Raw genomic sequence first — 12,067 nt, forward strand, 5'->3', positions numbered from 1 at the left:
CCGGGAGCAGTCGGGTTGGCGTGTTGGTGACGGTCAGTCGGAACGGCCCAGCAGGCGGCGCCCGCCGTGCTTCTTGTGCACCGCCTGGCGGCTGACCCCCAGGGCCTCGGCGATCGCGGCCCAGCTGGCGCCGTCGTTGCGGGCGCGGCGCACCAGCACCGCCTCCGCCCGCTCCAGGTCGGAGCGCGCCCGTCGGGACAGCCGCAGTCCCGCCAACGGGTCGGACGCCCCGGTGACGGGGGAGAGGTCCACCTCGGTCATGCGTCAACCATGGTTGACGGCGCGGGATTCGTCAACCCCGGTTGACGGAGGGGCGTCCGCCGCCCCTCACTTGCCCGCCCCGCCGTCCGCACCCCAGGATGGGCCGACAGGATGGGCCGACGCCGGGCCCGATGGACGGGCCGGCCGGGAGGAGCGTGGCACGTGACAGCTCGGGTCGCCGTGGTGGGCGAGGCCCTGGTGGATCTGCTCTGGCCGACCGGTTCTCGCGAGGCCCGCGCCGTCCCCGGCGGCAGCCCCGCCAACGTCGCCGTCGGCCTGCACCGCCTCCGGCGCCCCGTCACCCTCCTCACCAGCTGGGGCGACGACCCGCCCGGCGCCCTGGTCGGCGAGCACCTCGCCGCGATCGGCGTCGACGTCGTCCGGCTGCCCACCGAGGGACCGGCCAGGACCACCGTCGCCCTGGCCTACCTGGCCGAGAACGGCTCCGCCCACTACGACTTCCTGACCTCCTGGACCCCCGCCGCGCTGCCGCTGCCCGAGGACACTGCCGTGGTCCACACCGGCTCGCTCGCCGTCGCCGTCGAACCCGGCGCCTCCCGGGTCCTCGAACTGGCCCGCCAGCAGCGCGCGTTGGGCCGGATGGTCGTCGCCGACCTCAACGTCCGACCCGCCGTCCGCCCCGACCGCGCCGCCTACCGCGCCCTCGCCGAACGGCTGGCCGCCGAGGTGCGGGTGCTCAAGGCCAGCGACGAGGACCTGAGCTGGCTCTACCCCGAACAGGACACGGAGGAGGCCGCCGAGACGCTGCGCGCGCTCGGCCCCGAACTGGTCGTCGTCACCCGGGGCGCGCAGGGCGCGTTCGGGCTCACGCCGGCGCACCGGATCGCGGTACCGGCGCCCGAGGTGCGGGTGGTGGACACCGTCGGCGCGGGCGACGCCTTCCAGGCCGCGCTCCTCGACGCCCTCGCGACGCGCGGCGCCGTCCCCACCGAGCCCGAGGAACTGCGTCGCGTGCTGACCCGCTGCGCCCGTTGCGCCGCCCTCACCTGCGCCCGCGAGGGCGCCGACCCACCCACCCGCGCCCAGCTCGACGGAACCGGGGCCCGTTAGGCCCCGACGACCGTCGGAGCCCGACGGTCGTCGGGGCCGGCGGTCAGGAGCCCCGGGCCACCGGCCTAGTCGCCCGTGTCCTCCAGCCGGAACCCGACCTTCAGCCCCACCTGGTAGTGGGCCAGCCGCCCGTCCTCGATGTGGCCGCGCACCTGCACCACCTCGAACCAGTCGAGCTGCCGCAGGGTGCGCGAGGCCCGCTCGATCGCGTTGCGGATCGCCGCGTCCACGCCGTCCGGCGAGGAACCGACGATCTCCGTCACCCGGTAGATGTGCTCGGACACGCTGACCTCCCGTGGCTGGACCGCCGGACCCTCTCCACCGTGCCCCAGCCACCCCGAACCCGCACCCGGAGCGGGCCGGAGCGGGCCCGGCCACGGGAGCGTGGGACCCCGCCCGACCTTCGGCGACGAGGGTGCGCGGTGCTAGTCTCGCCTCGGGCCGTGACTGGCGCGTTCGGATGGGCGAAACCATCGGGGAGCGGCCCCAGCGATGCGATGTGAAGCCGTGCGCCTGGGCCGTCGCGACGTCTGTCTAGGAGGCCCGAAGTGACCACCGATAACCCGTCCCGCACGCCCGAGTCCGCCGCCTTCCGCACGGCGATCGACGTGGTGCGCGGCGTCGAACCCAGGATCGCCGACGCCATCGGCGCCGAGCTGGAGGACCAGCGCGCCTCGCTCAAGCTGATCGCCAGCGAGAACTACGCCTCACCGGCCGTCCTGCTCGCCATGGGGAACTGGTTCAGCGACAAGTACGCCGAGGGCACCATCGGCCGCCGCTTCTACGCCGGCTGCCGCAACGTCGACACCGTCGAGGCCATCGCCGCCGAGCACGCCCGCGAGCTGTTCGGCGCCCAACACGCCTACGTTCAGCCGCACTCGGGGATCGACGCCAACCTCGTCGCGTTCTGGGCCGTGCTCGCCCAGCGCGTCGAACTGCCCGCGCTGGAGCAGGCCGGCGTGCGCCAGGTCAACGACCTCGGCGAGGAGGACTGGGAGCGGCTGCGCAAGGCGCTGGGCGACCAGCGGATGCTGGGCATGTCGCTGGACGCCGGCGGCCACCTCACCCACGGCTTCCGCCCCAACATCTCCGGCAAGATGTTCCACCAGCGCTCCTACGGCACCGACCCCGAGACCGGCCTGCTGGACTACGACGCGGTACGCGCCGCCGCCCGCGAGTTCCGCCCGCTGATCCTGATCGCCGGCTACTCCGCCTACCCGCGCCGGGTCAACTTCCGCATCATGCGGGAGATCGCCGACGAGGTCGGCGCCACGCTCATGGTCGACATGGCGCACTTCGCCGGGCTCGTCGCCGGCAAGGTCCTCACCGGCGACTTCGATCCGGTGCCGCACGCCCAGATCGTGACCACCACCACCCACAAGTCGCTGCGCGGCCCGCGCGGCGGCATGGTGCTGTGCGACGACTCGCTCGCCGACCAGGTGGACCGGGGCTGTCCCATGGTGCTCGGCGGCCCGCTGCCGCACGTGATGGCCGCCAAGGCCGTCGCCCTGGCCGAGGCCCGGCAGCCCGCGTTCCAGGACTACGCCCAGCGCGTGGTGGACAACGCCCAGTCCCTCGCCGAGGGGCTGACCCGGCGCGGCGCCCGGCTGGTCACCGGCGGCACCGACAACCACCTGGTGCTGCTGGACGTCTCCGGCTACGGCCTCACCGGCCGCCAGGCCGAGGGCGCCCTGCTCGACGCCGGCATCGTCACCAACCGGAACGCGATCCCCCGCGACCCCAACGGCGCCTGGTACACCTCCGGCATCCGCCTGGGCACCCCCGCGCTCACCACCCGGGGGCTGACCGCCGACGGCTTCGACGAGGTCGCCGAGCTGATCGACACCGTGCTCAGCCGCACCACCCCCGGCACCGCGAAGAGCGGCAAGCCGTCCAAGGCCACGTATGTCCTCGCCGAGGGCGTGGCCAAGGAGGTCGCCGACCGCTCCGCCGACCTGCTCGCCAAGCACCCGCTCTACCCCCAGGTCGACCTCGGCTGAGCGAACGGGCGGTGGCGGCCCGGCGGGGGCGCTGCGCGCCCCCGCCGGGCCGCGCGGCCCCGCCGGGCCGGCCCCGGGCCGGCCCGGCGTCCGTCAGGCGGACCGCAGGAACGCGTTCAGTGCCGCGTCCACATCCGCGTCCCCGTTGTACAGGTGGAACGCGAACCGCAGCCGCCCGCCCCTGCGGGTCACCCGCACTCCGGCCGCGTCCAGCGCGGCCAGCGCCTCCCCGCTCTCCGGCACCGAGACGATCGGCGAGCCGCCCGGCCCGGGCGGCAAGCCCAACTCGGCGAGCCCGGCCCGGAACCGGTCGGCCAGCCGCAGGTCGTGCGCCCCGATCGTCTCCGGCCCCAGCTCGCGCACCAGCGCGAGCGCCGGCGCGGCCGCCACATACGTGTGGAGCGCGGGGCTGGTGTCGAACCGCCGCCCGCCGGTGGCCAGTTCGGTCACCGGCCCGTAGACGCTGCCCGCCGGATCGGCCGCCGCCGCCCAGCCGGCGGCGAGCGGCGCCAGACCCCCGCCGTCCGCCGGCACCGTCAGGAACGACGTGCCGCGCGGGCAGAGCAGCCACTTGAACGCCCCGCACACCGTGAAGTCGAACGCGTCGGCGGAGAGCGGCAGCCAGCCGGTGGACTGGGTGGTGTCCACCAGGGTCAACGCCCCGTGGGCGCGGGCCGCCTCCGTCACCGCCGCCAGGTCGGCGCGGGACCCGTCGGACGACTGCACCGAGGAGACCGCGACCAGCACCGTCCCAGGACCGACCGCCTCGGCCAGCCCGGCCAGCGCCGCCTCCCGCAGCCGCACCCCGGCGCGCAGCGCGAACGGCGTCACCAGCGAGCTGAACTCGCCCCGCGCGCACAGCACTTCACCGCCCTCGGGGAGCGCGGCCGCGACCAGCCCGACATGGGCGGACACCGAGCTGCCGACCGCCACCCGCTCCGGGCCCAGCCCGACCAGCGCGGCGAACGAGGCTCTGGCCTCCTCCACCGCGCGGAAGGCCGCCGCCTGGTCGGGCCGGCCCTCGGCCGCCAGGCGCACCGCCCGTTCCAGCGCCGCCACGGAACGGGCCGGCGGCCGCCCCAGGGAGGCGGTGTCGAGGTAGCCGGGGGCCGGGGAGAACTCGTCGTGCGCGTCGATCAGCATGATCCGCAGTCTTCCCACCGGCGCACGCCGGCGCACTTCACCGGCGCACGGGTGCAACCTCAATTCCCCCTTTCACCCCGATGTCACCCGATGCGCGCGAACACTCCCGGTGCCCGCCGGGGCACGCTAAGGTGCGTTGCGGAACGGTCCCAGGGGAGGGGAACGGGGGAGGCAACGGTGCTACGACGGAGGGCGGGTCAGGGCGCGAGCGGTTCCGCGCCGCACCGCCGACGACCGGGGAAGAGCCGCCAAGAGCCGGACGCCATGGGGGAGTTGACACCATGCGGGAGTTGACGCCCGCCGATCCCCGTCGCGTCGGGAGCCATCTGTTGCTGCGTCGGCTCGGCGAGGGCCGCAGCGGCGTGGTCTACCTCGCCTGTTCGCTGCGCGGCGAGCCGGCGGCGCTCAAGCTGATCCGACCCGCCTATGCCTTCGACCCCGCCTTCCGCGCCCGCTTCGCGGCCGATGTCGCCTCCGCCCGCCATGTGCGGGCCCGCCGGCTGGTCACCGTGGCCGCCGCCGACACCGCCGGCGGCACGGTCTGGGCGGCCTACCCCTATGTCGCCGGCCCCACCCTGGAGGAGGCCGTCGCCGGCCACGGTCCGCTGCCGCCGCGCACCGTCGGCGCGCTGGGCGCGCTGCTGGCCGAGGCGCTGGCCGCCGTGCACGCCGGCGGCCTCTGCCACCGGGACGTCCGGCCAGGACATGTGCAACTCACCCTGGACGGGCCGAGGTTGACCGGCTTCGGGGGCTCGGGCACCCGGATCGGGCCGCCGGGGTTCCTCTCGCCCGAACAGGCCGTCGGCGGCGCCATCCCGGTGGGGCCGCCCAGCGACGTCTTCGCCCTGGGCTGCCTGCTGGCCTATGCCGCCACCGGCCGTGGCCCGTTCGGCGACGGCACCCCGCGCGAGCTGTTACGCCGGGCCGCCTTCGAGCCGCCCGAGCTGGCCGACGTGCCGCGCGGACTGCTGGAGGTGGTCGGCGCCTGCCTGCACCGGGACCCGCTGCTGCGGCCCTCGGCCCGGGACCTGGCCCGGGAGTTGGCGCCGCCGGTGGGCACCGGCTGGCTGCCGGGGCCGCTGGCCCGCGAGGTCGCCGCCCGCTACGCGGCGCCGCTGCCGAGGCCCGCGTCCCACGAGCCGACCGGCGCCGACCAGGGGCCGGGCGGCGGGCCCGGCGGACCCGGAGGTCCGGGCGGCCCCGCCGGTCCCGCGCTCGAACCGGCCGGCGGCGCCCGGGCGTTGGGCCCGCCGGCCGGGGGAGGGGCGGGCAGGGGGGAGTTATCCGGCGGGCGGCACCGGGAGTCCCGGGAGCACCGGGACTCCCGGGAGCACCGGGACTCCCGGGAGGAGCCGGGCGCGACCGCCCCGGCGCACGCGTCCGAGAACGCGCCAGGAACACACCCCCGCACCACCTCCGCCCACTCCCAGGGCGTCCCCGCACACCCCGCGCCCCCCGTACGCCCCGGGCGCCGGCGCGCGCTCCGCCTGCTGGGCGGCGCCGGCGCGCTGGCCCTCGCCGGTGCGGGCGCCGGCCTGCTGACCCGCGCCCGCCCCGGCGCCGAGGCCCCGGCCGGCGCCGGCCGCCGCGTCTGCGCCATCGGCCTGCACGCCGACCTCAGCGGACCCCACGCCACCGCCGGCAACGGCCAACAGCGCGGCCTCAACATGGCCGTCGACGAGCTGAACCGGCTGGGCAACCTCCCCTTCGACCTCGCTGTCCGCTCCCTCGACGACGCCGGCGACCGGACCCTGGCCGCCGACGCCGCCCGCGCCCTGGCCGCCGACCCCGAGGTGATGGCCGTCCTCGGCCCCACCGACGACGCGGTGCTGCCGGTCGTCGGCGAGACCTACGGCCGCGCCGAACTCCCGCTGCTCGCCCTCTCGGTGACCGGCACCGCCGACGGCGGGCAGCACCCGTCCCTGCTGCTTGCCCGCCCGCCCGCCACCCTCGCCGGCATCGCAGCCGGCGAGGTGCTCGCCGCCCACGCGGCCCGCCGCGTCGTCGTGCTCGACGACCGCGCCGCCGGAGAGGACGGCGGACGCATCGCCCGCGCCGTCAACGGCTCCCTGGACCGCGAGCGGTTCGCCCCGCGGACCAGGGAACTCGACAGCGCCGACGTCGACTTCACCGCCCTGGCCGCCGAACTCACCGGCGACGGCACCGAGGCCGTGGTCTGGTGCGGCCACGCCGAGGGCGCGGGCCGGCTCTCCCGCGCGCTGCGCACCACCGGCTTCGCCGGCCTCGGCCTGGGCACCGAACGCGCCATCGGCCCCGAGTACTTCCTGCGCAGCGGCCAGCCGCCCGAGGACTGGTACTTCCTGGCCGCCTACACCGACCCGCGCAGCGACCCCAGGGCGCGCACCTTCGGCCAGGCCCACCGCGAACGCTTCGGCTGGGACCCCGAGCCCTACGCGGCCGAGGCCTATGACGCCACCCATCTGCTGGTCACCGCGATGCGCGAGACCGTCGAACACCGGGGCGGCCTCACCAGGGGCGTGCTGCTGGACCGGCTGCGCACCAGCGAGTACCGGGGCGTGGCCAGGGAGTTGGCCTTCGACGACACCGGCGCCTACGCGGGCGCCGGCCCGCTGGCCTACCTCTACCGCGCCCACCACGGCCAACTCCGCTTCGAGGGCCCGGTCTCCGTCTGACCCCGCCCGTTCACCTCGCCAACGCCGTCGACCGAACGCCCGCCGCCAACCCCCGTTGACCGCAAGCGCTTTCCCGGAACCACGGAATCGGTTCCGGAACCGGACGCCGGCCGTTGACCCGCCCCCGCCGCTGCGCTGTGATCACGCCCGGTGGCTGTTCAGCCCCATCGCCGCGACACCAACGCGGCGTGGACGGTCGCCCCACACCGGAGGACACCCATGCCTGACACGCCCCGCCCGCCCCAGCGGCCCGACGACCCCACCGAGCCGCCCGCCCACGGCCGCCGGCTGTCCCGCCGCACCCTGCTCACCGGGATCGCGGTCGCGACCGGAGCCGCCGGCGTCGGCGTCGCCGCCACCACGGCCGCCGGCGCGGGACCCGCCGCCCGGCCGCCGGCCGGCACCTCGCTCCGCCCGCTGGCCGACCCCGACCTCGGCCCCAACGTCCACATCTTCGGACCGGAGACCCCCTCCGCCGACATCCAGGCCGTCCTCGACGGCATCTTCGACGCCATGGAGACCGACCAGTTCGGCACCGGCCGTCACGCCGTGCTCTTCAAGCCGGGCTCCTACGCCGTCAACGCCAACGTCGGCTACTACACCCAGATCGCCGGCCTCGGCCTCTCCCCGGACGACGTGGCCATCGACGGCACGGTCCATGTCGAGGCCGACTGGTTCGACGGCAACGCCACCCACAACTTCTGGCGCTGCGCGGAGAACCTCTCCGTCTCCCCGCCCGACGGCTTCGACCGCTGGGCGGTCTCCCAGGCCGCCCCCTACCGCCGGATGCATGTCAACGGCGACCTGGTGCTGGACGACGGCGGCTGGTCCAGCGGCGGCTTCATGGCCGACTGCCGGGTCGAGGGCGACGTCAACTCCGGCTCCCAGCAGCAGTGGCTCTCCCGGGACAGCGAGTTCGGCTCCTGGACCGGCGCCAACTGGAACATGGTCTTCGTCGGAGTGGAGAACGCCCCGGCCGGCCAGTTCCCCGAACCGCCCTACACCGTCGTCGACTCCACCCCGCTGATCCGCGAGAAGCCGTTCCTCCACGTGGACGACGCCGGAGCCTGGCACGTCTTCGTCCCGGCCCTGCGCACCGACACCTCCGGCACCACCTGGCACCAGGCCACCCCCGAGGGCGAGTCCATCCCCGTCGAGCAGTTCCTGGTCGCCGACCCCGACACCCCCGTCCCCGAGATCAACGCGGCGCTCGCCGAGGGCCGCCACCTCCTGCTGACCCCCGGCATCTACTGGCTCGACGCGCCGATCGAGGTCGGCCACGCCGACACCGTGGTGCTCGGCCTCGGCCTGGCCACCCTGGTCCCCGCCCCCGGCCAGCCCGCCGTCACCGTCGCCGACGTGGACGGCGTCAAGGTCGCCGGCATCCTCATCGACGCCAACGAACAGAACTCGCCGCTGATGATGCTCGTCGGCGAGGAGGGCGCCGACGCCGACCACTCCGCCAACCCCACCTCGCTGCACGACGTCTTCTTCCGCATCGGCGGGATGCACGCCGGCAACGCGGACGTCAGCCTCGCCATCAACAGCAACCACGTCATCTGCGACCACACCTGGCTGTGGCGCGGCGACCACGGCACCGGCATCGGCTGGAACACCAACCCCGCGCTCTACGGCCTGATCGTCAACGGCGACGACGTCACCGCCTACGGCCTCTTCGTCGAGCACTACCAGGACTACCAGGTCTTCTGGAACGGCGAGCGCGGCCGCACGTACTTCTACCAGAGCGAAATGCCCTACGACCCGCCCAACCAGGAGTCCTGGATGAACGGTTCGACCCGGGGCTTCGCCTCCTACAAGGTCAACGACGCCGTCACCGACCACCGCGCCTGGGGCCTGGGCGTGTACTGCTTCTTCAACGCCAACCCCAGCGTCGTCAGCGAACGCGGCATCGAGGTGCCACAGGCCCCGGGCGTCGCCCTGGAACACCTGCTGGCGGTCTCCCTCGGCGGCGGCACCGGCACCATCGAGCACGTCGTCAACGACACCGGCGGCCCGGCGGGTCCTGGCTCCGTCGAGTCCTACGTCGTCTCCTACCCGTAGCGGGACCGGGCGTCGGCCGAGCCCCGACCCGGCCGCCGGAGGGCGGCCGGGCCGGGACACGGCGTGGAGACCTCAGCGCACCTCGGCCTCGATCAGGTCGGCCGCCCGCGCCGTGCCGCCCTCGGCGGCGGCCGCCGCCCGCAGCTCGGCCGAACGCCGGGCCACCGCCGGGTCGTTGACCAGCTCCAGCAGCGCCGCGCGCAGCCGCTCGGCCGTCGCCTCCTCGGTGTCCAGCCGCCGCGCCACGCCCAGCTCCACCAGCCGGTCCGCGTTGGCGAACTGGTCGACGGCCTGCGGCACCGCGATCATCGGCGTGCCCGTCGCCAGGCCCTCCGAGCAGCCGCCCATCCCGGCGTGGGTGACGAACGCGTCGGCCTGTTCCAACACCGACAGCTGCGGCAGCCAGGAGTGCACCTCGACGTTCTCCGGCACCTCGCCCAGCTCCGCCGGGTCGGTGTGCCGGCCGATGCCCAGCACCACATGCCAGCCATCCAGCCCGCCGAAGGCCTCGACGCAGCGTCGGTAGAACGCGGCCTGCCGGGTGTAGGCCGAGCCCAGCGAGATCAGCAGCACCCGCCGCGCCCCGGCCGGCCGTTGCCACTCCTGCCGGCCCAGCCGGTCCCCGAAGCAGGGACCGACGAAGGTCACGGTCGTGGTGTCCACGTCGTCGAGACGCGGTTGCATGGCCCGGGGCACCAGCGCCAGACAGCGCTCGGGCCGACCGGAGAACCTCTCCATGTCGAGCGTGGTCGCCCCGGAGGAGGCCAGCCAGGCGGAGAACCTCTCCCGATAGGCGTCGGCCCCCGGCAGCTGCCACAGCGGGGCGGCGACCTCCTCCTCATAGCCCCGCCACGCCACATAGGCGGGGGAGAGCTGCACCAGCGGCCGGCCCTGCGCCTCGGCGACGACCCGGGCGGCATAGGACGCGATGTCATAGAGGTAGACGTCCGCCGGATCGGCGTCATAGTGCGCGCGAAGCCCCGGCAGCGCCCGGATCGCGTCGTCCAGGAAGAGGCCCATCGCGGCGATCGGGTCCTCGGGCCAGTCGTTGTCCACGACCGGCAGCCGGGACGTGAACGGAACGAACTCGGCGCCGGTGGCCGTGATCCGCTCCGCCATCAACGGGTCGTTGGCATAGCTGACCCGGTGACCACGGGCGACCAGCTCCCGGATGATCTCCAGGCTCGGCAGCACATGGCTGACCGCCGGGATGCCGAACATGGCCACATGGGCTGGTCGCTCGGTGGTGCGCGGCGAGAGCGGCGAACGGGCCGGCGAGGACACACCGGAGGGCGTAGCAGAGGACGTCGTGGAAGAAGGCACAGCAGAAGACATGGGTGATCACCATCTCAGATCGGGCAGACAGGGGGACCGCGCGGCGGCGCGTCAGCACACCGTCGCCGAGGACGGGCGCGCGCAGCGGAAACGCGGGAGCGGACGCGGGGGACGTGCCCCGCCGGGGCCGTCAGCCGTAGATCTGGAGCTGGATCATGCCCACCACCCTAGACGCCCCCACCACCGGCCGTCACCCCCGTTACCGCCCCCCGCCCCCGGCGTGCGCCCCCCGCGCCGCCCCGGGAAACGTTTCCCGGCCCGGGCGAAGAAACCGTTGTCCTCCGGCCCGCGCCCGGCTCGCAGCCCCGCCCCGGTTCCGGGAAAGTTCCGGACCCTTCCCGCCGTTCACCGAGCATTGACACGTTCTCATCATCAACGTAACACTGCGGATGGGAGAGCGCTCTCCCGTTACCAAGCGACTTCGGAGGTCCGCATGGTACGTAGAACAGCCCTGTTGTCCGGCACGTTGGCGGCGGCCGCGCTCTCGCTCGTCGCCGCCGGGCTGGGCACCATGGGCGCCGTCGCCGCACCCAGCGGTGAACAGGCCGCCGTCTCCTCGACGGAGGCCGACCACTCCACGCACCAGATGTTGATGGCACCCCCGCCTGGCGAGTGGATTCCGGTGGACGAGCCGGTCGAGGGCATCGAGCCCAACCCCGACGCGCCCTTCGCGGAGCACCGCGAGTTCCAGGCCAACTGCTCGGTCAGTCACACCGGCGACGACGACCCCATCGTCTACCCGGGGATGCCGGGCGAGTCGCACAACCACACGTTCATGGGCAACGACACCACCGACGCCTACACCGACGAGGCGTCGCTGGACGCCGGCGAGACCAGCTGCGTGGTGCCGGGTGACCGGTCCGCGTACTGGATGCCGACGATGTACAACGGTGACGAGGAGGTCCGTCCGATCGGGCCCCAGGTCATCTACTACAAGTCCGGCATCAGGGACCAGGAGTCGGTGCGGCCCTTCCCCACCGGCCTGCGCTACGTGGTCGGCAACCCGATGCAGACCGAGGAGGAGTTCGCCAACCACCCCGGCTACGTCAAGGGTTGGGAGTGCGGGGACGACTACGAGAACACCACGTTCCCGACCAACTGCCCCGAGGGCTCCCAGATGAACGTGCGCTTCCAGGCGCCGAGTTGCTGGGACGGCCAACACCTGGACTCGCCGAACCACCAGGACCACATGGCCTACCCGGTGGTGGAGAACAACCAGAACGTCTGCCCGGACTCGCACCCGGTGGCCGTTCCCATGATCGAGTTCAAGATGGCCTTCCCGGTCGACGGTGACACCTCACAGGTGCGCCTGGCCAGCGGCCCCGCGTACTCGTTCCACTACGACTTCTTCAACAGCTGGGACGAGGCCACGCTCGCCGCGCTGGTGGAGCACTGCATCAACGGTGGTCTCCAGTGCGACACCCGGGGCTACGACCAGTTCCACCCCGACGAGGGCGCCGTCCTCGACGAGAACCACGAACTCCCCTGAGGCGACCGGGCCCTGACCGGCCCGCCGCCTCCCACGGCGGTCGGCCCCGCGGG

General features: G+C 74.4%; 9 protein-coding genes and 1 riboswitch. Of the genes, 5 read left to right on the plus strand and 4 right to left on the minus strand.

Going from position 1 to position 12,067, the window contains the following annotated elements; all coding sequences use genetic code 11:
- Positions 1-33: 33 nt before the first annotated feature.
- The gene (locus FH609_RS02655; RefSeq protein ID WP_139667581.1) at positions 34-261 is read right to left on the minus strand and encodes a helix-turn-helix domain-containing protein; all 228 of its coding nucleotides are present in this window, start codon (positions 259-261) and stop codon (positions 34-36) included.
- A 162-nt stretch (positions 262-423) separates the two neighbouring features.
- Here FH609_RS02655 and FH609_RS02660 point away from each other — a divergent pair, with 162 nt between their 5' ends.
- Entirely contained in the window at positions 424-1,332 is a 909-nt protein-coding gene (locus tag FH609_RS02660; protein WP_226961353.1) for a carbohydrate kinase family protein, read from the plus strand.
- 65 nt (positions 1,333-1,397) lie between these two features.
- Here the strand turns inward: FH609_RS02660 and FH609_RS02665 are convergent, their stop codons facing one another.
- Positions 1,398-1,616, minus strand: a complete 219-nt coding sequence (locus FH609_RS02665; RefSeq protein ID WP_139667583.1) for a dodecin — start codon at positions 1,614-1,616, stop codon at positions 1,398-1,400.
- A 149-nt stretch (positions 1,617-1,765) separates the two neighbouring features.
- A riboswitch (ZMP/ZTP riboswitch) is annotated at positions 1,766-1,858 on the plus strand.
- 22 nt (positions 1,859-1,880) lie between these two features.
- Between FH609_RS02665 and FH609_RS02670 the strand changes: the two genes are divergently transcribed.
- Positions 1,881-3,332, plus strand: a complete 1,452-nt coding sequence (locus tag FH609_RS02670) for a glycine hydroxymethyltransferase (RefSeq protein WP_139667584.1) — start codon at positions 1,881-1,883, stop codon at positions 3,330-3,332.
- Positions 3,333-3,425: 93 nt separating this feature from the next.
- On the opposite strand, the gene FH609_RS02675 is transcribed toward FH609_RS02670, so the two are convergent.
- Entirely contained in the window at positions 3,426-4,475 is a 1,050-nt protein-coding gene (locus FH609_RS02675; RefSeq protein ID WP_139667585.1) for an aminotransferase class V-fold PLP-dependent enzyme, read from the minus strand.
- Positions 4,476-4,756: 281 nt separating this feature from the next.
- On the opposite strand from FH609_RS02675, the gene FH609_RS02680 reads away from it, so the two are divergent.
- Positions 4,757-7,129: a bifunctional serine/threonine-protein kinase/ABC transporter substrate-binding protein gene (locus FH609_RS02680; RefSeq protein ID WP_193317892.1), complete on the plus strand. Its 2,373-nt coding sequence runs from the start codon at positions 4,757-4,759 to the stop codon at positions 7,127-7,129.
- A gap of 219 nt (positions 7,130-7,348) precedes the next feature.
- On the plus strand, positions 7,349-9,190 hold the full coding sequence (locus FH609_RS02685; protein WP_139667587.1) for a coagulation factor 5/8 type domain-containing protein: 1,842 nt from the start codon (positions 7,349-7,351) through the stop codon (positions 9,188-9,190).
- A gap of 72 nt (positions 9,191-9,262) precedes the next feature.
- Here the strand turns inward: FH609_RS02685 and FH609_RS02690 are convergent, their stop codons facing one another.
- Complete coding sequence (locus tag FH609_RS02690; protein WP_139667681.1) at positions 9,263-10,411, minus strand: macrolide family glycosyltransferase; 1,149 nt, start codon at positions 10,409-10,411, stop codon at positions 9,263-9,265.
- A gap of 547 nt (positions 10,412-10,958) precedes the next feature.
- Here FH609_RS02690 and FH609_RS02695 point away from each other — a divergent pair.
- Positions 10,959-12,014, plus strand: coding sequence for a DUF1996 domain-containing protein (locus tag FH609_RS02695; RefSeq protein ID WP_139667588.1), 1,056 nt, complete (start codon positions 10,959-10,961; stop codon positions 12,012-12,014).
- The last annotated feature ends 53 nt before the right edge of the window (positions 12,015-12,067 follow it).

The organism is Streptomyces sp. 3MP-14 (genome assembly GCF_006334905.2).
GTDB classification, from domain to species: Bacteria; Actinomycetota; Actinomycetes; order Streptomycetales; family Streptomycetaceae; genus Streptomyces; species Streptomyces triticirhizae.

Excerpts from the sequence above, each read along its gene's own strand:
- FH609_RS02685 (WP_139667587.1), top strand. The coding sequence starts at position 7,349 with ATGCCTGACACGCCCCGCCCGCCCCAGCGGCCCGACGACCCCACCGAG.
- FH609_RS02695 (WP_139667588.1), top strand. The coding sequence starts at position 10,959 with ATGGTACGTAGAACAGCCCTGTTGTCCGGCACGTTGGCGGCGGCCGCG.
- FH609_RS02690 (WP_139667681.1), bottom strand. The coding sequence starts at position 10,411 with ATGTTCGGCATCCCGGCGGTCAGCCATGTGCTGCCGAGCCTGGAGATC.
- FH609_RS02655 (WP_139667581.1), bottom strand. The coding sequence starts at position 261 with ATGACCGAGGTGGACCTCTCCCCCGTCACCGGGGCGTCCGACCCGTTG.
- FH609_RS02675 (WP_139667585.1), bottom strand. The coding sequence starts at position 4,475 with ATGCTGATCGACGCGCACGACGAGTTCTCCCCGGCCCCCGGCTACCTC.
- FH609_RS02680 (WP_193317892.1), top strand. The coding sequence starts at position 4,757 with ATGCGGGAGTTGACGCCCGCCGATCCCCGTCGCGTCGGGAGCCATCTG.